At 70.7% G+C, this 18,601-nt stretch carries 18 protein-coding genes and 1 pseudogene; 10 read left to right on the top strand and 9 right to left on the bottom strand.

The features are described 5' to 3' along the window. Nucleotides 1–12: 12 nt before the first annotated feature. From H5399_RS00090 to H5399_RS18365, 3 genes are read left to right on the top strand one after another with little or no spacing between them, the layout of a single operon-like run. Entirely contained in the window at nucleotides 13–303 is a 291-nt protein-coding gene (locus H5399_RS00090) for a FeoA family protein (RefSeq protein ID WP_182781007.1), read from the top strand. Next, the gene (locus tag H5399_RS00085) at nucleotides 300–2,231 is read left to right on the top strand and encodes a ferrous iron transporter B (protein WP_182781006.1); all 1,932 of its coding nucleotides are present in this window, start codon (nucleotides 300–302) and stop codon (nucleotides 2,229–2,231) included. Before H5399_RS00090 ends, H5399_RS00085 begins: the two co-directional genes overlap by 4 nt. Next, nucleotides 2,228–2,794: a NifU family protein gene (locus tag H5399_RS18365; protein ID WP_182781005.1), complete on the top strand. Its 567-nt coding sequence runs from the start codon at nucleotides 2,228–2,230 to the stop codon at nucleotides 2,792–2,794. The genes H5399_RS00085 and H5399_RS18365 overlap by 4 nt, the downstream gene beginning before the upstream one ends. Here the strand turns inward: H5399_RS18365 and H5399_RS00075 are convergent. Then, nucleotides 2,701–4,047, bottom strand: coding sequence for a YibE/F family protein (locus tag H5399_RS00075; RefSeq protein ID WP_182781004.1), 1,347 nt, complete (start codon nucleotides 4,045–4,047; stop codon nucleotides 2,701–2,703). The genes H5399_RS18365 and H5399_RS00075 overlap by 94 nt on opposite strands. A 66-nt stretch (nucleotides 4,048–4,113) precedes the next feature. Between H5399_RS00075 and H5399_RS00070 the strand changes: the two genes are divergently transcribed. From H5399_RS00070 to H5399_RS00060, 4 genes and pseudogenes are all read left to right on the top strand, one after another. Further along, a complete protein-coding gene (locus tag H5399_RS00070; protein ID WP_182781003.1) occupies nucleotides 4,114–4,308 on the top strand; it encodes a DUF6767 domain-containing protein in 195 nt (64 codons plus the stop codon). Between the two features lie 81 nt (nucleotides 4,309–4,389). After that, nucleotides 4,390–4,473, top strand: a pseudogene (locus H5399_RS18360) (hypothetical protein); the annotation flags it as partial. A gap of 48 nt (nucleotides 4,474–4,521) precedes the next feature. Continuing rightward, a complete protein-coding gene (locus H5399_RS00065; RefSeq protein WP_370585680.1) occupies nucleotides 4,522–5,295 on the top strand; it encodes a rhomboid family intramembrane serine protease in 774 nt (257 codons plus the stop codon). A gap of 44 nt (nucleotides 5,296–5,339) precedes the next feature. Continuing rightward, nucleotides 5,340–5,864, top strand: coding sequence for a DUF6553 family protein (locus H5399_RS00060; protein WP_182781002.1), 525 nt, complete (start codon nucleotides 5,340–5,342; stop codon nucleotides 5,862–5,864). 4 nt (nucleotides 5,865–5,868) lie between these two features. Here H5399_RS00060 and H5399_RS00055 read toward each other — a convergent pair whose 3' ends face one another. The 7 genes from H5399_RS00055 to H5399_RS00025 form a co-directional block, all read right to left on the bottom strand. Further along, complete coding sequence (locus H5399_RS00055) at nucleotides 5,869–8,532, bottom strand: LysM peptidoglycan-binding domain-containing protein (RefSeq protein WP_182781001.1); 2,664 nt, start codon at nucleotides 8,530–8,532, stop codon at nucleotides 5,869–5,871. Between the two features lie 36 nt (nucleotides 8,533–8,568). Further along, nucleotides 8,569–8,751, bottom strand: coding sequence for a hypothetical protein (locus H5399_RS00050; RefSeq protein ID WP_182781000.1), 183 nt, complete (start codon nucleotides 8,749–8,751; stop codon nucleotides 8,569–8,571). Nucleotides 8,752–8,862: 111 nt separating this feature from the next. After that, nucleotides 8,863–9,738: a hypothetical protein gene (locus tag H5399_RS00045; protein WP_182780999.1), complete on the bottom strand. Its 876-nt coding sequence runs from the start codon at nucleotides 9,736–9,738 to the stop codon at nucleotides 8,863–8,865. Next, nucleotides 9,735–10,592 (bottom strand): type II secretion system F family protein, encoded by an 858-nt coding sequence (locus H5399_RS00040; protein WP_182780998.1) that lies wholly within the window; start codon nucleotides 10,590–10,592, stop codon nucleotides 9,735–9,737. Before H5399_RS00040 ends, H5399_RS00045 begins: the two co-directional genes overlap by 4 nt. Further along, nucleotides 10,583–12,043 carry a CpaF family protein gene (locus H5399_RS00035; RefSeq protein WP_182780997.1) on the bottom strand — a complete coding sequence of 487 codons (1,461 nt, stop codon included), beginning with the start codon at nucleotides 12,041–12,043 and terminating at the stop codon, nucleotides 10,583–10,585. The genes H5399_RS00040 and H5399_RS00035 overlap by 10 nt, the downstream gene beginning before the upstream one ends. Next, entirely contained in the window at nucleotides 12,043–12,840 is a 798-nt protein-coding gene (locus tag H5399_RS00030) for a hypothetical protein (RefSeq protein ID WP_182780996.1), read from the bottom strand. Before H5399_RS00030 ends, H5399_RS00035 begins: the two co-directional genes overlap by 1 nt. Then, nucleotides 12,840–13,484, bottom strand: coding sequence for an SAF domain-containing protein (locus tag H5399_RS00025; protein WP_182780995.1), 645 nt, complete (start codon nucleotides 13,482–13,484; stop codon nucleotides 12,840–12,842). The genes H5399_RS00030 and H5399_RS00025 overlap by 1 nt, the downstream gene beginning before the upstream one ends. 191 nt (nucleotides 13,485–13,675) lie before the next feature. Between H5399_RS00025 and H5399_RS00020 the strand changes: the two genes are divergently transcribed. From H5399_RS00020 to H5399_RS00010, 3 genes are all read left to right on the top strand, one after another. Beyond that, nucleotides 13,676–14,518 (top strand): hypothetical protein, encoded by an 843-nt coding sequence (locus H5399_RS00020; RefSeq protein ID WP_182780994.1) that lies wholly within the window; start codon nucleotides 13,676–13,678, stop codon nucleotides 14,516–14,518. Nucleotides 14,519–14,574: 56 nt separating this feature from the next. Next, nucleotides 14,575–15,621, top strand: coding sequence for an NAD(P)-dependent alcohol dehydrogenase (locus H5399_RS00015; RefSeq protein WP_182780993.1), 1,047 nt, complete (start codon nucleotides 14,575–14,577; stop codon nucleotides 15,619–15,621). 290 nt (nucleotides 15,622–15,911) lie between these two features. Then, the gene (locus H5399_RS00010; RefSeq protein ID WP_220490667.1) at nucleotides 15,912–17,228 is read left to right on the top strand and encodes an MFS transporter; all 1,317 of its coding nucleotides are present in this window, start codon (nucleotides 15,912–15,914) and stop codon (nucleotides 17,226–17,228) included. Nucleotides 17,229–17,247: 19 nt separating this feature from the next. Here the strand turns inward: H5399_RS00010 and H5399_RS00005 are convergent, their stop codons facing one another. After that, nucleotides 17,248–18,228 (bottom strand): ribose-phosphate pyrophosphokinase, encoded by a 981-nt coding sequence (locus H5399_RS00005; protein WP_182780992.1) that lies wholly within the window; start codon nucleotides 18,226–18,228, stop codon nucleotides 17,248–17,250. Nucleotides 18,229–18,601: the final 373 nt, after the last annotated feature.

Genomic DNA, 18,601 nt, shown 5'->3' with positions numbered 1-18,601 from the left:
TAGCTTAATTCCATGACCCTCGTGGAGCGCTTCGTGAGCCGTCGGTGCATCACAGCCCAACAGCTGGACGCCGGGACGACGCGCGCACTGGACGCACTGAGGGTAGGCGAGGCGGCCACCATCGCCGCCTTCGACGCCAACGACGTCGTCGCGCGGCGCCTCTTCGACCTCGGATTCACGCCGGGAGAACCCGTGATCAGGCTGAGGCAGGCGCCGCTCGGCGACCCGTTGATGTTCCGCGTGGGCGGCATCGAGATCGTGCTGCGCCGGGCTGAGGCGCGGCGGATCCTCGTCTCCGCATGACCCACAACCACGGCGGAACCTCCGCAGCGCCAGTGCTGCCCGACGCCGCCCGGGTCGCGCTCGTCGGAAGCCCCAACGCCGGCAAGACCACCCTCTTCAACGGCCTGACCGGCCTGCGGGCCAAGACGGGCAACTATCCCGGGGTGACGGTGTCGCGGTACGAGGGGCGGGTGGACACCCCGGCCGGCCCCGTCGTCGTGGAGGACCTCCCGGGCACCTACTCGCTGGACCCGATCAGCCCGGACGAAGAGATCGTCGCGCAGGTGCTGGAGGAGGCCCACGAGCTCGCCGGCCTCGTCGTGGTGGTGGACGCCACCCACCTCCGCCGCGGACTCGGCCTTGTCTCGCAGGTGCAGCAGGCCGGCCTGCCCACCGTCGTGGTCCTCACCTTCGTCGACGAGCTGCTCCGACGCGGCGGCCGGGTGGACCCGGAGCGGCTCGGACGGGCGCTGGGCGTCAAGGTCCTGCCCGTGGTGGCGGGGGAGCGACGGGGGGTCGAGGCACTGCGCGAGGCGCTTGCCGCACCGTCGGCCTGGCCCGCCCCGCCGCTGCCGCCGCCCACCGAGCCCGACGAGGTGACCGGCTGGGCCAGATCCATCCTCCAGGCCGCGCACTTCGCGCCTCCCGACCCCGACTCGCGCACCGGCCGCCTCGACGGGGTGCTGCTGCACCCCGTGTGGGGGTCACTGGTGTTCTTTGCGACGATGTTCGCGTTCTTCCAGACCATCTTCATGGTCGCGGCCCCGGTGCAGGGGTGGATCGAGGCTGCCTTCGCCTGGTTGGGTGACGTGGCCCGGTCGTCGATCCCGGTGGAGTGGCTGGGCCGGTTCGTCGCTGACGCGCTGCTGGCCGGCGTCGGCGGGGTGCTGGTCTTCCTGCCCCAGATCGCGCTGCTCTTCGTGCTCATCTCGCTGCTGGAGGGCTCCGGCTACCTGTCGCGGGCCGCGTACCTGATGGATCGCGTGATGGCCACCGCGGGGCTGGAGGGTCGCGCGTTCGTCGCACTGCTCAGCTCCATGGCGTGCGCCATCCCCGGCATCATGGCCACCCGGACCCTGCCGTCGGCCAAGGACAGGCTCGCCACCATGATGGCGGCCCCGCTGATGACCTGCTCCGCGCGGCTACCCGTGTACGTGCTGCTCATCGGGATGCTGGTGCCGCCGGACCTGCGCTGGGGCCCCATCGGTGCGCAGGGCCTGATCATGTTCGGGCTGTACCTGATGGGGGCCGCCTCCGCCATGACGTCGGCCTGGTTCTGGAAGCGCATCGTCGGACGCTCCGGCATGAGCCTGCCGTTCTACATGGAGATGCCCAGCTACCGGATGCCGCGGCTGCGCACCGTGCTGATCTCCGTATGGGACGCGTGCAAGGCCTTCCTGCGCAAGATCACCTCCATCATCCTGGTCACCACCGTCGTGCTGTGGGCGCTGCTCAACCTGCCGATCCGCGGTACCGACGAGTTGCTCGAGGCTGGGGTGGACCCGGCTGACAGTGTCGCGGTGACGGCCTACACGCTGGACCACTCGGCCGCTGCAGCCGTGGGGCGAGCCATCGGACCCGTGTTCGAGCCGCTCGGCTTCGACTGGCGCGTCAACGTGGGCGTCATCTCCTCCCTGGCCGCCCGCGAGGTGTTCGTCTCGACGTTGGGCCAGGTGGCCGCCGCCTCGGACCCGGAGGACCCCACCGCCGCGCTCGAGGCGATGACCCACACCGAGGGGCCCCGCGCCGGGGAGAAGGTCTTCACGCCGCCCACCATCGCGGCTCTGCTGGTGTTCTTCGTCTACGCGCTGCAGTGCATGTCCACCCTCGCCGTGATGCGGCGCGAGACCGGCACCTGGCGCTGGCCGCTGATCGCCTTCGTGCACCTCGGGGTCATCGCGTGGCTGATGGCGTTCCTTGCCCACTCGATCGTCGGAGCACTCCTGTGAAGCGCAGCATCCATCCCCAGGCCGTCCCCGGAGAGCCCGCGGCGGTCCGGTGGGTCACGGACGTCGACCTGCCGGTGGGGCGCGTGGTCTCAGCCCCCGGCACCCTCGGCCCGCTGCTCGAGTACGGCGTGCTGACCAAGGCGTTCGTCGAACGCGGGGGAGTGTGGACGTGGCTCGCCCCGGACCACACGTGGACCGAGCACGGGCCGCGGATCCGGGACGCGGTCTCGTCGGCCGTCGACCTGCCCGGCTGGAAGGTCGATGAGGGATCCGACGAGCTGCTCGGCCTGATCGCCCGGGAGATCCTCGACGGCGAACTCGCCGGCTACGTCGAATCTCACGGGGGCGTCATCACGGTCGCGGCCGCGGAGGGCGGGCGGCTGACCCTGGACTTCGGCGGCGCGTGCGAGGACTGCCCAGCCGCCAGTTCGACGCTCCACGAGCGGATCGAGGCTGCCGTGCGCGAGCGCTACCCGTTGCTGGGCGGGGTCGAGCGGGTGGGAGGGGCGCACCACAGGTCGGGGGGATGGTTGGGGCTGCCGGTCCCGGGTCGCGGCCGCTGACCCCCGCCGTCCGTCTCGACGGCGGGGTCGGCGACGGGGCCGCTGTGCTTGGGGGGCTCGTGCGACTCCCGTGCCGGGCCGACGGTGAGCGCCGCAATGCCGGTCGTGATGGGCACCGCGAGGATCAGCCCGATGGCCGAGGCGAATGTGCGCACGCCCTCCCCGGCGAACAGCTCCAACCCGAACAGGTCCAGCGGCTCCCGGGTGGTGAAGAACAGCAGCAGCAGGATAGTCAGGGCGCCACCGGCGTAGGCGAACACGATGGTGTAGATGGTGGACGCGATGTGGTCCCGCCCGATCCGCATGCCCGCCGAGAACACCTTTGACCGCGTCCACTCCGGCGCGGCGGCCCGCAGCTCCCACACGGCCGAGGCCTGCGTGATGGTCACGTCGTTGAGCACGCCCAGACCGCCGATGATGATGCCCACCATCAGGAGTTCCTGGAAGTTGATGCCCGGGGCGAGTTGGGCCAGGTCGTACTCGTTCTCCTCGGCGAAGCCGGACAGGCGTGCCGCACCGACGGCGATCGACCCCAGCGTGGTGGTGACGGCGAGCCCCAGGAGGGTGCCGGCCAGCGCCGCCGAGGTTCGCATCGATACCCCGTGGGCCACGTACAGGACGATGAACATGATCACCGTGGACCCGGACAGCGCCACCGCCATCCCCGGCTTCCCGACGATGATGGCCGGCAGCATGAAGCCCAACAGGATTCCGCCGGCGATGACCAGCCCCAGCAGCGCGAACAACCCGCGCCAGCGCGCCACCGCGACCACCGCCACAGTGAACAGCGCCGCCATCGCGAGAAGCACCGGCAGCCTGTTGATGCCGTTGAACGCGTAGTGGATGCCGTCAGAGGTAGGCACGCGCGCCACCTCGATGGTGTCGCCGGCCCGCAGCCCGTTGTGCACGTTGGGGCCGGTGAGCTCGACGGCGGCCTGCTCACCGGCGTCCGGCCCTGACGTGAGCGTGACGGTGGCGGTCATGCACGCGGCCGTGCCCGTCGGGGTCTCGACGGAGGACTCGCATCCGTCCGCGATCGAGTCGATGGTGGCCTGCTCGTAGGTGACTCCCGGGGCGTCGGAGATCTTGTTGAGCGCCGCCGACACCTCGCTCTGGCTGGGCCACAGCCAGATCAGCCCGGCGATGGCGAGGACGCCGAACACCACCAGCAGGCCGGTGAGCAGGGTGCGGGCGCGCTGGCCCACCTCGACGACCCCGTGGCTGCCGTGCCCGTGCCCATGCCCGTGACCCATGGGCACAACTTACCGGCCCACCCGCCCGGAGTGGCCAAGACCGCTCGCCCTAGAATGGGACGCACGATGCTCAAGGCACCCCAGCCCTCCCTCCCGCGGCGACGACCCGACGCGAAGTGCCCGCTGCGCCCGGGGGAGCCGTGCACCCTGTGCCAGGCAAGTGTGACGGGGCCGCAGGACTGCGGCCTGGTGTACCTGGTCATGGATGATCCCGAGTTCCGCGAGGCCTGGGCGGCGTCGCGCCGGCCCGTCGGGCAGTAGCAGCCCCGAGCCCGTCCAGCCCGGGCCCTCAGCCCCCAACCACGGAGCCGCCCCGCTGCGGCGTCTGGGTACGCTCGTCGCATGGATGCCGAGTCGTCGACGTGTTATCGACACCCCGATCAACCCACGCGTATCGCGTGCCAGCGCTGCGACCGGCCCATCTGTCCGCAGTGCATGATCCCCGGCGCGGTCGGCTTCCAGTGCCCTGAGTGCGTGTCCCGCGGCCACCGCGAGACACGGCAACTCCAACTCCCCTACGGGGGGACTCGGGCGGCCAACCCGCGCGCCACCTCGATCGCGCTGATCGTGATCAACGTCGTCGTGTTCGCGGGGGTCCTGCTGACGGGGGGATCCTTCGGGTCCCTGTTCAACCTGTTCGCCCTGACCCCGCAGGGCATCTGCCCGGTGGGCGACCAGATCCTGCTCACGGACGCGGCCGGCTGCGCAGCGGAGGGCTACGTGTGGCAGGCGGGGGTGGCCACGGGCGCCCCCTGGCAGGTGATCACCTCCGGCTTCACCCACGCCGCCCCCTTCCACATCCTGTTCAACATGCTGGTGCTGTGGCTGCTCGGGCCCACTATCGAGCAGGTGCTCGGCCGGGCGCGGTACCTGGCGGTCTACCTGGTGGCGCTCCTGGGTGGGTCGGCCGCGGTGATGCTCTTCTCGGAGCCATTCCTCTCGACCATCGGCGCCTCTGGTGCCATCTACGGGTTGATGGGGGCTCTTCTGCTGATCGCCGTCCGGCACAAGGGAGACGTGCGCGGCATCCTCTTCTGGCTTGGACTCAACGTCGTCCTGTCGTTCACCTGGGCGGGCATCAGCTGGCAGGGGCACCTCGGCGGCCTCCTCGGCGGCGCGGCGACGGCGGCCTTGATCATGTACCTGCCCAAGGAGCGCCGCGCCGCCTGGCAGTGGCCGTTGGTGGGTCTGTTGGCGGCGGTGTTCGTGGCCATCATCGTGGCCCGCGCGCTCGCCCTGGCAGGCTGACGGCGGGGCGTGGGCCGCGTCCAGCACGGTGGTAGGTTGCGGGCATGGTGGAGGCCCCCCGCGATGAGCTCGATCCCGCGCTGCGTCGCGCCCGCTACGGCAAGCGCGACGACGGGGACAGGTTCCTCGGCTTCTGGCTGACCATCCTGGTGCATGCCCGCCAGGATCGACTCACTCCCAGCCTCACCCAGGTCCGACGCGCCGTCGATGGCTTCTACGCCGGGCGCGAGGTGCGGGCCGCCGTCGCCGCGGTGGGGCTGCCGGCTGTGCAGGACCAGCTGCGCGACGCCGCAGCCGTCTACTTCCAGACCTGCCTGACCGATCCCCAATACTCGTCGGTGGTGTGGGGGATGAATCGGCTGCAGCCAGACCAGCTGCGCGCCAAGGCGGCCAAGGATGCCGCGACCGCGCTGGCGGCGCTGGTGGAGTGCCGCGCCGGGAGCCCGGCGGAGGAGTTGCCCCCGCTGTTCGTCGACGGTTTCCTCGAGGTCTTCGGTGAGCCGGGCCGCGACGCACTGCGCCCAGCCCTGGCGAAGAGGTCCTCGCTGGCGGGCCTCGGACTGGTCTAGGAGCTCACGCCTCGGGGGCCCCCGCCATTGCGCGGCGGGCCGACGGTGCGTGGAGCGCGGCCTGGATTCGCCTGGAGAGGTCCGGCGCCAGGTCACGGCCCTCGGCGCGGGCCGTCCGGGTCAGGGCCACCGCGGCGCCGTTGGCCTCGGAGGAACGACCGGCCAGGGCGAGGGCCAGGATCTCCCGCGATGCGAGGGCGTCGTTCGAGGGCGCAGCGAGACGTCCTCTTCGTACCGCCCAGAGGGCGGCCTCGGCCGCGCTGCGCTCCAGCGCCCTGTCCGCCAGCACACTGGCCGCGTCCACGACCATGGACACCATGTCCGAGCGCAGCTGGTGCGCCCAGCCCCATTGGAACTCGAAGGAGCCAAGGGGCTCGCCGCGCACCAGGCGCAGTGCCGCCACGAGAGCTGCGTCCGAGGACAGGTTCACGCCACCGCTCAGCATGGTGCGGAACTGCTCCCAGTCCGAGGACACCCTCGGATCCAGCGACACCCTCCCCGAGTACGCGTCCGGCAGGTACTGCGCCCCGTCCGGGGCGGCGCCCAGCCAGCTGCGTAGCCGGCTGGTGTTGGAGCGACGGGTGGTCTCGGCGATCAACAGCGCACGCGTCATGGCCGTCGGCGTGGATCCGGGGTTCTCCAGGAGCCAGGCGCAGTACTCGAGGCACTGGCCCACGGCGCGCCCAGGAACGTCTCCGGCGGCGCCGATCAGGTCCGGATCCCCGAGGAGGAGCAGCATCGGGTGCTCGGGAGTGCTGAGCCGTCCGGTCATGGGGGCGTCCTCGTACGGTCTGGGTGAGTGCGGAAGGGGCGTCACGTTGGGGGGAAGCTCGTCCTCCGAGCGCCACCACGGAGCCTGCTCTGTGTCTGTGCTGCCGGCTGCGCGGAACAGTTCAAGCACTGCCCTGCGGGCCGGCTGGGTCAGCAGTTGGGGCGTGAACGACTGACCCCGCCAGGTGCCTGAGCGATCATCGACCGTCACGGGGTGCGAGCCGAGCTGGGTGGCGGACTCCGATCCGACGACCACGCTCACGCCCACCTCACCGAGGGCGAGGGCATCGGCGATGGCATCCAGCTGCACCGGGTTCACCGTCGACACGAACACCACCACCACCGGCTGCCACACGCCGGCCAGGTCCGCGTCCTCGCGGAGCTGGGGGAGGGTGCGACCGGCCATGGCGAGGCGCCGTTGGCTGCAGAGTCTGGTGAGGGCCAGGACGCCGTCCTCGACGGTGTGCGTGGCGCTGATCCGGGGATCATCCAGGGCGTCGGCCCATTCGGTGCCGCCCACCAGGACAAGCTGCGTCTCATCGGCCCAGGGCGCGCAGCTGAGGCCCGTCACCACAGCGGCCAGCGCCGACGCCGTAGCCGGCCCGGTGAGGATCAGCGCCCGCTCCCGCTCCACGTCCGCCGCGACCGTCTCGCCCTCAGCGGTCCACCCGAGGACGACGGCGGTGGCCGACTGCCCTGGCTCCGCCTCCTCCGCCCGCCTCGCCAGCGCCGCCCAGAAGCGGGCGAGTGGAGGTGAGACCGGGACGGCTCTGCGGCCCATCGCACGGCCGAGAAGCTGCAGGCGACGCCGTGAGGCCAGGCCCGCCACGATGCCGCTGGCCAGGATGGCTCCGATGGGGCCGAGCACCTCGGCCACGCCGTCGTCCGCGTCAACCATCGAGGACACGGCGGCCGCGGCTTCGTCGGCGCGCTCAGATGGGGCAACGGTGGGTGGACCGGGGAGCGGGTCCGCGGCACCTTCGTCCGGCCGCGGAGTGGCGGGCGGGCGGCTGGGCGTGGAGGTGTCGGTGGGGTCACTGAGCGAGGACTCAACCGCGACTTCGTCAGGAAGGGGATCCGCCGGCGCCGCAGCCACTGGGACAACCTCGACGACCGGCTCAGCGGCAACGGGGACGCTGAGGACCCAACCGGTGTCGATCTGGTCCGGGTCTGTGATGCGCTGTTGATTGAGCCGGTGGATCTCCGGCCACCGCTCGGGATCCCCGAGCTCGTCCGCCGCGATGGACCACAGCGTGTCACCCTCCTCCACCACCACCTCCTCCACGGCACCCACGGCTGCTTCCTCGGGGAGGACCAGCCGCGTCCCGGCCTCGAGCCGAGTGGACTCAGTGAGCCCGGGGTTCAGGGCCACCAGCTCCCGCCAGCGGCCTCCCTCGCCCAGCTCCTGCTCGGCCACCCCCCACAGTTCGTCGCCCGGCTGGACCAGGTAGGTGCGCGACCCTGCCGCCTCATCGGACACGGAGGCCTCGGCGCGGGCCGAGACCGACGCGCGCCCCCCGGACGCATCAGCGGGGCCGCCAGGCGCCGCGACCGTGTCGGCCACCGCCGCGTTGGGCGCCGCGACAGCCGCCAACACCAGCGCCCCGATGACGGGCCGGAGCCAGCCGGTGCCGGGAAGCGCCACCGCGACCCGCCGTCGGGTGGCCACGGACAGCAGCTCGAAGACGACGGTGAGGGCCAGGACCGCCCACGCCACCCAGCCCACCACGCTCAGCGCGGCCACGACCAGGCGGCTGTCCATCGCCACGAAGAGCGACGTGGCCCAGTCCGCGTTGAGGAGCGCCGTCGGATTCCCCACCTGGAGCAGCATCCACGGGATGCCGATCAGGAGGAAGGCGAGTGCCAGCGTGGCGCCGAGGGCGCGGATGAGCCTCATGGCCCTGCCTCCTCGCCGGCTGAGTGCGCGCGCATGTCAGCTGGGGAGGCGATCTGTGACGTACGCGGTGATGGCGGTGATGACCACCAGTGCAATGGCGGCGGCGCCCGCGAGCAGGATGGCGTTCTCCGTGCTCTGGCTGAGGCCTCGCTCATCGCGCTCGCGGGGCAGGTGACGAAGGGTGACGAGCAGCCCGACGAGGTGATGGATGGGTGACATGGGAACCTCCTGGTGATGATTGTGGTGGGGGGCAGTGCCAGTTCTTGAGTTATCCACAGGTGCGGGCGAAAGAGTAGATAGTCGTCCACAGTTGTGGTCCGGGTCTTGACATCAGGTGGCCAACAGCTTCAGCAGCGGCGGAACCAGGAGGGCAAGACCGAGAATCAGGGCGGGGATGGTCATCCACAGCGACATCGCCTCGCTCGCCTCCTGCGCGGCGGTGCGTTGGGCGCCCAGGTGGGCGTCGCGCAGCTCACGCACCCGAGCCTGAAGGACGTCCGCCAGGCCCGCGCCCTGCTCCTCCAGCTGCATGACGTCCGCGAAGTCCGCCAGCTCCGGCACGTTCCATTCCCGGGCCACCTCCCGCAGCTCGGACCATGGCTGGGACTGCTCCATGCGGGCGCGTTCGAGGCCGGATGAGATCCTCCGGAAGAGGGGCGAATCGGAGACACCAGCCGCGCTCGCCGCCGCCTGCGCGGCCGACGAGTTGGCCAACCGCTCCAACACGACGAGATCGAAGAACGTGTGGATGCCGTCGGTGGCGGCGCGTCGTTCCTGCTCCGCCCCGCCGCGGAGCCGCAGGTCAGCAACGAAGTAGCCGACCACTGCGGCCACGAGGCCGATGGCCAGGGGTGCGGGGCCTGGTGAGCCGCCGAACGCCATCTGAGACGCGGCCCACACCACCGGGAGCAGGAGCCCGGCCGCCGTCCAGACAAGCTTCTCGACGAAGAAGTCCCCCACGCTGCGGCCCTGCATGAGCAGTAATTGCTGCTGGCGGGCGGTCAGCGGGAGCCTGAGGCGCCTGTGCACCCGTTCGCCCAGCGCCTCCACGCCGACGGCGGGGGCCGACGCCGACGCCGTCGGCTGACGACTGTCCAGGAGAGCCAACGCGTCTCCGAGGCGAACCGGGGGAGTGGTGAAGCCCCGCACTATCACGACGGCGCCCAGACCGGCCACCATGCCGAATCCGATGGCCGCCCCGATCACTGCGCGCTCCGGAGGAAGCGGGGTGCCACGGGCGGCACCGTCATGCGGCGCAGCATCACGAGGCAGCCCAGGTACGCGGCGGCCAGTCCGAGCGCGATCAGCTGCCCGAGGGGAGTGGTGTACGGGGCGAAGAACTGCGGATTCATCACCAACGCCCCGACGAGCACGCCCAGGGTGATGAAGGTCACCTGCTTGACCACAGCGCGCGGCTTGGCGCGTTCCGCGGAGATCTCGCGCAGCGCGGCGAGGCGGGCCTGGATGCTGTCGGAAATGGCACCCAGGGTGGCCCGCGCGCCGGAGCCGCCCTTCGCGGAGGCGATGGTCAGGGCGGCCACCACCGCATCCGCGTCTGCCGAGGCCAGCTCGTCGGCCATGGCGAACAGCGCATCCCGGGCCTGCCAGCGCTGATCCAGGCGCGTGCACAGCCGTGCGACAGGCTCGCGCAGCACCGGAGCCACCTGCTGGCGGGTGCTGAAGATGGCGTCCCGGATGGATCTGCCCGACGACAGCGAGGTGGCGATCAGCCTCACCCAGCGGTCCAGGGCGGCCAGGATCTCGATCTCGCGGTTGGGCGGCGCGCTCAGCAGCAGGGGAATGGCGATGGAGATGGCGGGCAGTAGGACCAAGGCCATCACCGAGCCGGTGGCCAGGCCGGCCACGACACCCGCTGCCCCTGCGGCCGCGAACCAGCCCCTGCGGGCCCTCGACAGTCCTGTCCACCACCGCGACACTCTTGTCCACAGGCCTGTGGACTTCTGTGTGGATAACCGCTCAGCGCGGCGCCAGCCGAGCCCCACCAGCAGCAGACCCAGGCCCAGCGTCGATCCGGACAGCGCCGCCAGGATCACCCCCACGGGCCGGCCCCGTCGAACTGCGCCAACTCCGCCGCCATCGCCGCCTCAGGCTGGAAGAGCTCGGGCTGGGTGGGTGTGGCCGCGCGGTAGACCAGGTGCGTGGCCGGCCTGCCCGCCTCGACGGATCCGGTGAGCTGCCTCACCTCAGAGACGAACCGGACTCTCGTGCCGCCACGCCAGGCGTCGTCGCGGAGCGTGACGTGGACGATGAAGTTGAGGTGATGGGCGATCTGATGCATCGCGTCCTCGACGCTCAGCACCCGGCCCTGCGCCACCCTGGCCGCCAGGCGGTCGATCGTCGACGACGCCGAGTGCGAGTGCGTCGTGGCCAGGCATCCCGCGCCGGACTGCATGGCTTCAAACATTGCGCCCGCCTCCGAGCCACGCACCTCGCCCACGACGATCCGGGTGAGGTTCTGCCGCAGCGCCTCCGGGATGAGATCCGCCACCGAGTAGGACCCCACGCTGGTCCCGCCAGCCATCTCGCCCATCCCCACCCTGGCCTGCAGCGCCAGGATGTTGCGACGGTTGCCCAGCAGGTGGGTGAGCAGCTCGTAGTCCGTCTCCAGCGTGCCGAACCGCTCCGTGGGATGGATGGCCGCGATCAGTGCACGCAGCAGTGTGGTCTTGCCCGCGCCCTGGTCTCCCGAGATGACGATGGACTTGCGAGCCATCACTGCGCTCTGCAGCAGGCGCGCGACATGCGGCGGCAGCATCCCGTCGTCTGCCAGCTCGGCCAGGGTGACGTCGGTCAGGAGGTGCTGCCGGATGACCACGCTCGGCCTGAACGAGAGTCCGAACCCGATGGCGTGCAGCCGGAAGCGATTGCCCAGGGCCAGTGTCATCGTGGGATGCAGGTCGTCGAACGGCCTTGGCGGCGTGGCGGTCTGACCCAGGAAGCGGATGGCGTCCACCAGTTCCTCGTCGGTGTCCGCGACGGCGGCGTGCGCCTCGCGGTGACCGTCGCCGTATTGCACCGTGACCGTATCGCAGCCGTGGATCTCGATGTTCTCGGCGTCTCGGATCTCGAACAGCGGCTGGAGCCGGCCGTAGCCGAAGATGGCGTTGTCCACCGCGTCGACGTAGCGCAGCTCCAGCTCGAGCGGCCACAGTGCCTCCCCGGCCTCGCCGAGGCTCTGTGCCCGGGCGTGCACCACGCTGCGGATGATGGCGCGGCCGCGGACCCGGCGGTCCTCCTCCGGCATGGGCTGGTTGCGGGTGGCCTGCCACTCGGCGGAGGCGTTGGAGATGAGCTCCACCGCCTCGCGCCGCAGCCCGACGACGAGCTGCCAGTCCACGTCCTGGGGAATGGAAGCCCCGCCTGCCGACGGCGCGGCGGCCCTGCGGGCGGACGAGGGATCAGGGGCAGGGGCCGCGGGCCCGGGGTCCGCGGGCATGAGCCCCAGCCTGCCCAGCGCCCCCGCCAGCGGAGGTAGTTGTCCGACGCTCATCAGGCCCTCACCGTCACCGCGGCCACGGCCTGGCGGGTACGGGTGAGGCGCTCTGACAGCGCCTTCGCGTCCGCCCGGAAACTGCCCATGAACCCTCCCTCGTGGAACCGCCTCGGCTCGACGGCGCCGTCGCTCAGCACCTCGGCCTGGCGTGGGTCCCACGACGGCTCCAGCCAGCAGGGGAGGCCGAACTGCGCCGCGATCTCTCCCGCCGCGTAGGGCCGGCCTGGGCCCACCACGGCCAGGCCCGCCGTTGTGGGGGACGGCATGGAGCGCAGCTGCTCCTCCACCGTGGCCAGATGGATCCTGGCCGCGGCAAGTGAGCGCAGCGACGACCGCACGCACACCACAACGGCGTCCGCCGCGGCGAGCAGGCCCAGCGGCAGCCCCGCCGACGAGATCCGTCCGCCGTCGATCAGCACGTCGATCCCGCGGTCGTCCAGGGAGGCCAGCGCCTCGCCGAGTGGGCCCCACACGTGCTCGAACAGCCTGGACGCCCCCGCCGTCGAGAATCCGGGGAGGAGCCTCCGCTCCCGGTCCCCTCCCTGGGTGAGGGGCAGCGTGTGCCGCCAGAGCTCGGGGGCCAGCGCGGTTCCCTCCCGGTGGAGTTGCGCCAGGGCCATCAGACCCCGCCCGCCGTGGTCCATGCCGCGGAGGTAGCCGGCCTGGATGGCCTGGGAGGGGTCGCGGTCACAGTCCGCCACCAGCGAGTGTCGCGGCCAGGCCAGGCCGAGCGCCAGGGCGGTGGTGGTGACCCCGGGCGAGCCGGTGGCCGAGGCGAGCAGGACAACCGCCATCACTGCCCCCTGACCACGACGACGGCGAGGAGGTCCGCAGCGGAGAGCCGTGCCACGGCATCCGCGTCTGAATCGGAGACCCGGACGTCCAGGGAGAAGCTGGCCCCGTCGTCGAGGAGCACCGGCGAGCTGGCGACGACCGCACGGGCGGCGGTGCTCGTGCCCTCCACAAGTCCGACGAGGCGTACGGCGGTGCCTGGCGGCATGTCAGCGGTGGGCAGCTTGCCGAGCGGGAGGCGCAGCCCGATGAGGGCCTGCCCGCTGGGAAGTGGATCCTCCCCGACGTGGCGTGCTAGCGGGAACGCGCCCTGCGGGAGGTCCGTCAGCGAGCGCTGCCCGACGAGGCCCGGCAGCTCCGCGGCGCCCAGCGCCTCGACCCCGAGGCTCTCGGGGACCTCAAGGACCGCAAGATCCTCCCGTTCGATCGTGTCCCCGCGGCGCACGTCGGTGGCCATCACAACGACCGCGCGGTGGTCCGCGTTCATGGAATAGAGGGTTGCGGCGCCGAGCCCGCCGAGCGCTACGAGCATCGCTCCCAGGGCAATCAGCTTGGGGCTGCGGCGTGCGCGCAGCTGGACCTCGGCCGGCCGGGGCGCGGCGGGCGCAGCGGGTTCCGGCGTGTGTGGCCGTTTCTGATCGTGCATCGGGCCTCCCTTCCGGCCGCAAATGTAAGAGGAGCAGAGGGTCACTTCGGAGCCCAGAACCCGGATGTGGACAAGTTCGCCCCATTTGAACGATTTATCCACACCCTTATCCCCAGAGTCCTGTGAACGAAGCACACCAGCTTGACTATCTGAGAATCCTGAGAGATTCTTGGGGTCGTTGACTGTGAAGAGTGGGAGAGCTTGTGCGCAAGTGGATCGCAGCGTTGACGGCCTCCCTGGTCGTCGCCGCGGGTTCCGTCGTCGCCACCTCCGCCCAGGCGCTGCCCATCGCCCCCGCCCCAGTGGCGTCTGTGACCGGGATCCCCACCCCGTGCCCCTCGACGAAGCCCTACCCGGCTGACGCGTCGATCGAGCAGCTCAAGGAACAACTCGCGGCCACCTTCGGCTTCAAGCTCGCCGGATCCCAGTGGACCGAGCAGCGCCGGCCCTCCATCAAGATCCTGTGGGAGACCCTGGACGCGGTGGAGTGCACCCCCTACCGCGCGGATCTCCAGGCCAACGTGCACGGCACTCTCGGCCTCAACGCCGCCCACATCTCCGGCTACGCCTGGGGTGACTGGAGCCTGACGAAGACCAACTACGTCACGATGGACTTCGCGAAGTTCCAGCGCGCGCTGGACAGCGGCGACGAGGGCCGCCTCGTGCGCCTCGTGATCCACGAGCTCGGCCACGTGCGCAACTCGGACCGCTACGAGAACCCCGAGTACTGGACGGTGTTCACCAAGCTCTTCGCCCGCGAGGGCCGGTTCAGCGAGTACGCGGGCCGCAGCGTCACGGAGACGTTCGCCGACGTCGTCGGCTACTACGTGGGCCGCTGTGCGCTGGACAATCCGTACGACTCGGGCGAGCACGCCGCCTACTACGACTACGCGAAGACCTACATCTTCGGTGGCAAGGAGTTCGGGCCGGCAGCAGGCGTCGCGCCCAACTGCACGCTGCCGTCCGAGACGGCCGAGGAGCCGGCGCCGGGCGCCGAGGTCGCGGCGTGGATGGAAGGTCTCGGCGGCGAGTAGAAGCTGACGGGGTAGCATCGCAAGCTGTCCCACGGATCTGCTTCATGGAGGAAGTCATGCCCGACGTCGCCGCCTACGCCATCGATTCACCCACCGGCCGCTATCACAGGACCACCATCAGCCGTCGCGAGCCGGGCCCCACCGAGGTGTACTTCGACATCGCGTACACGGGCATCTGTCACTCGGACATCCACACCGCCCGCGGCGAGTGGGGGCCCATCCACTACCCGTTCGTCGGCGGCCACGAGATCGCGGGCGTCGTCAGGCAGGTGGGCTCGGAGGTGACGAGGTTCCAGGTGGGTGATCGCGTTGGCGTCGGCTGCTTCGTCGATTCCTGCCGCACCTGCGAGATGTGCCTCCAGGGTGAGGAGCAGTTCTGCACCGGCCGGCCAGGCGCGGTCTGGACCTACAACGGGACCGGTCGCGACGGGCTGCCCACCGACGGCGGCTACTCGCAAGGCATCACCGTGGAGCAGGACTACCTGATGCGCGTGCCGGAGCAGATGCGCCTCGAGCACGCCGCCCCCCTGATGTGCGCCGGCATCACGCTCTACTCCCCGCTGAAGCGTTGGGGCGCCGCGCCTGGCAAACGGGTGGGCATCGTCGGCATGGGCGGCCTCGGTCACATGGGCGTGCAGATCGCGGCGGCCATGGGGGCCGAGACCATCGTTCTCGGCCGCACTCTGGCCAAGCGCGACGACGGGCTCAAGCTCGGCGCCACGGACTACGTGTCCACGCAGGATCGCGGGGTGATGAAGTCTCTCCGGGGCTCGTTCGACCTGATCGTCACCACCGTCTCCGACGGCGTCGAGCTGGATTCGCTACTCAAACTGCTCAAGGCGCACGGGGTGCTGGTCAACGTCGGCCTGCCGGAGAACGCGTCGTCGGTGCACCTCGGCGTGCTCACCGGGCAGGCCCGGGTGCTGGCCGGATCGAACATCGGTGGGATCCGGGAGACGCAGGAGATGCTGGACTTCTGCGCTGAGAACGGGCTCGCGCCTATCGTCGAGATCATCGGCGCGGATCAGATCGACGAGGCGTACGACAATGTCGTCGCGTCGAAGGTCCGCTACCGCTACGTGATCGACATCGCCACCATCTGAGGGGTCGCAAAGGGGCAGAGAGGACGAACGCAGAATACACCTGTGTAAGGTGCGCGGCTCCTCCACCCCCACCAGGGCTCCCATGTCGACGATGCGACGATGGAGGGGTAGGAACGGCGTCCACCGTTCCTGCGGCCGGCCGGTCGGCCCGGCGCTTTCCCGGCAACCGGGCCGACCCCCGACGACGACGTCGGCCGCCGGTGCCTCTGTTGCCCACGGTTGCCGCGACAGCCCAGCCGCGGGCGTGGGTTCATCAGTCATCGGCATAGGATCGTCCCGGGAGGTCACGCGTGGCGGCGAGCGGATACGGTCGAGCGGCCTGGGTGGTCTGGGGAGTCGGCGTTTTCGGGTACTCGCTGGCGGTCATGCACCGTGCCGCCCTCGGCGTCGCGGGGCTTGAGGCGGCGGATCATTTCGGCACCACTCCCGGCATCATCTCCACCTTCGTCGTGCTGCAACTCGCCACGTATGCGCTTGCCCAGGTGCCCGTCGGCCTGCTGCTCGACAGGTACGGTTCCCGCCTCATGCTCACCGGCGGAACCCTCGTCATCGCCGGCGGGCAGGCGATGCTCGCCACCACCGACGACCTGTCCACGGCCTACGTCGCCAGGGTGCTGCTCGGCATCGGCGACGCCTGCATGTTCAACTCCGTGCTCAGACTCCTTCCCCGCTGGTTCGCGCCGCAGCGCGTCCCCGTGCTCAGCCAGGTCACGGGCATGGTCGGCGCACTGGGCCAGATCGCGGCGGTGGGCGCGGTCCTTCCGCTGATCAAGCTCATGGGCTGGCAGACGGGCCTACTCATCACAGTGGCCTTCAGCGTCCTGGCCGCAGTGCTCGTGATGGCGTGGGTGCGCGACGCTCCCCCCGGGCAGGCGTCGGCGGTGGTGGTGGACCCCATTCGCGAAATCCCCGGCCGGATCAGAGGGGTCTCCATGCACCCCGCCACCCAACTCGGCTTCTGGGTGCATTTCACCTCTGGATTCTCCAGCATCACCTTCGTGTTCATGTGGGGGATCCCGTACCTCGTCGTCGGCCAGGGAATGTCGCAGGCCGAAGCGGGCGGGCTCTTCGCGCTGCTCTCGGTGGCATCGATGGTGGCCGGCCCCGTCGTCGGGTCGCTCACCGCCCGGCACCCGCTGCGGCGCAGCACCCTGGTGATGATCCTGGTGTGGGCCGTCATCGCGTGCTGGGCGGCCGTGCTGCTGTGGCCGGGGCGCGCCCCGCTACCGCTGCTGGTCCTGCTGGTGCTCGCGCTGGCGGTGGCGGGCCCCGGCACCGGGGTGGGCTTCGACTTCCCCCGCACCAACCTCCCGGTGACCCGGCTCGGGGCCGCCAACGGCATCGTCATCGCGGGCGGCTTCGTGGGCGGCACCGTGCTCATCCTGATCATGGGCCTCTTCCTGGACTGGCTCTCGGGGGGCAGCGCCTACACCCCGGAGCAACTCCGCCTCGCGTGGCTGCTCCAGATCCCCTTCTTCGCGGTGGGGATCGTAGGTATCCAGCTCAGTAGGCGACGCCTGCGCCGGTTGATGGCGGAGGAGGGCGTCGTCGTGCCGTCGTGGCGCGAGGTGGCGCGCCGAATCCGAGACCGGCGCGTCGAGGACTAGCGACGAGGGCTAAAAGGGGCTAAAAGAGGCCTTCTGGCAGCGGGGGCGGTGCATAGGACGGGTCCACGTCGTTGAACAGCTTGCTCACCGAGCGGCCGTTGTGGATGCGGTCGATGGCGTCGGCGAACAGTCCCGCTACGCTCAGCACCGTCAGGCCGGGGAAGTTCTCGGGCGGGGGCACGGTGTTGGTGGAGACCACCTCCACGATCCGCGACACGTTCTGCAGCTTCTCCACGGCCTGGCCCGCGAACAGTCCGTGAGTGCACGCCACCGACACCTCTTCGCAGCCGAAGTCCCCTAGCCGGGTGACGATCTCGACGATGGAGCCTCCGGTGGCGATCTCGTCGTCCAGCACGATGGCCCGCTTGCCGGCCACGTCGCCGACGATGGCGTCGATGACCACGCGGTCGTCTGCTAGGCGCTGCTTGGACCCGGCCGCGACCGGCAGGTTGAGGAGGCGGGCCAGCAGCGTGGCCTGCTTCGCGTTCCCCAGATCCGGGGAGACCACGACGGTGTTGCTCAGGTCCCGATCCCGGTAGTGGTCCGCGATCACCCCCAGTGCGGTGAGGTGATCCACGGGAACCGAGAAGAAGCCGTGCACCTGGGGCGCGTGCAGGTTCATGGTGAGCACCCGGTCCACCCCTGCCGTGGACAGCATGTCTGCCACCAGCCGCCCGCCGATCGAGATCCGCGACGCGTCCTTCTTGTCCGAGCGCGCGTAGGCGTAGTGCGGCATCACGGCGGTGATCTGGCCGGCCGAGGCGCCGCGGGCCGCGTCGATCATCAGCAGGAGCTCCATCAGGTGGTCCTGCGTGGGCGGCACGAGCGGCTGCACGATGTAGACGTCGCGCTGGCGGCAGTTGGCCAGCAGCTGCGCCTGCAGGCAGTCGTTGCTGAAACGGGAGATCTTGACGCCTGAACGACGAAGACCCAGGTGGCTGCAGATCTCGTCGGCGAGCGCGGCGTGGGCCGACCCGGAGAACACGACAACGCCCTTCACAGGCTGCCCCTTCCGTTTGCCCCCAGCCTAATGGGCGACGGGGTATCGCGGGCCCCACCGATCACACGTTCCAGTGGGCAGCCCGTTCGGGGCGTCGCCGTCGCCTCACCTCCCGCAGCGCTCCTCCGACGCGACCGCTCACACAAGCATGCGGGTGCCGGTGGGGGTGACTTCGTAGCGGTAGCCAGGGGGCTGGACCAGTGGAGCTGGCTTGGTCTGGGTTGGTCGGCGCGCCAGGTGCGGGCCGTTTTCGCGCGGTGGACTCGGCGGCTGAGTGGGGCAAGGTTCCCGCTCCGGGTTTGCCTTCGGCGGCCGGGTGTGAAGGGGTGGGTGTGGTCGAGGTCCAGGCCGTTGGCTCGGCGCGTGGAGTAGG

The sequence above is a fragment of the Tessaracoccus sp. MC1627 genome, from assembly GCF_014164725.1.
In the GTDB taxonomy this organism is placed as follows: domain Bacteria; phylum Actinomycetota; class Actinomycetes; order Propionibacteriales; family Propionibacteriaceae; genus Arachnia.
This window is presented reverse-complemented; position numbering and strand designations above follow the sequence as displayed.

Excerpts from the sequence above, each read along its gene's own strand:
- H5399_RS00090 (WP_182781007.1), top strand. The coding sequence starts at position 13 with ATGACCCTCGTGGAGCGCTTCGTGAGCCGTCGGTGCATCACAGCCCAA.
- H5399_RS00085 (WP_182781006.1), top strand. The coding sequence starts at position 300 with ATGACCCACAACCACGGCGGAACCTCCGCAGCGCCAGTGCTGCCCGAC.
- H5399_RS00075 (WP_182781004.1), bottom strand. The coding sequence starts at position 4,047 with ATGGGTCACGGGCATGGGCACGGGCACGGCAGCCACGGGGTCGTCGAG.
- H5399_RS00070 (WP_182781003.1), top strand. The coding sequence starts at position 4,114 with ATGCTCAAGGCACCCCAGCCCTCCCTCCCGCGGCGACGACCCGACGCG.
- H5399_RS00060 (WP_182781002.1), top strand. The coding sequence starts at position 5,340 with ATGGTGGAGGCCCCCCGCGATGAGCTCGATCCCGCGCTGCGTCGCGCC.
- H5399_RS00055 (WP_182781001.1), bottom strand. The coding sequence starts at position 8,532 with ATGAGGCTCATCCGCGCCCTCGGCGCCACGCTGGCACTCGCCTTCCTC.
- H5399_RS00050 (WP_182781000.1), bottom strand. The coding sequence starts at position 8,751 with ATGTCACCCATCCATCACCTCGTCGGGCTGCTCGTCACCCTTCGTCAC.
- H5399_RS00035 (WP_182780997.1), bottom strand. The coding sequence starts at position 12,043 with ATGAGCGTCGGACAACTACCTCCGCTGGCGGGGGCGCTGGGCAGGCTG.
- H5399_RS00030 (WP_182780996.1), bottom strand. The coding sequence starts at position 12,840 with ATGGCGGTTGTCCTGCTCGCCTCGGCCACCGGCTCGCCCGGGGTCACC.
- H5399_RS00025 (WP_182780995.1), bottom strand. The coding sequence starts at position 13,484 with ATGCACGATCAGAAACGGCCACACACGCCGGAACCCGCTGCGCCCGCC.
- H5399_RS00015 (WP_182780993.1), top strand. The coding sequence starts at position 14,575 with ATGCCCGACGTCGCCGCCTACGCCATCGATTCACCCACCGGCCGCTAT.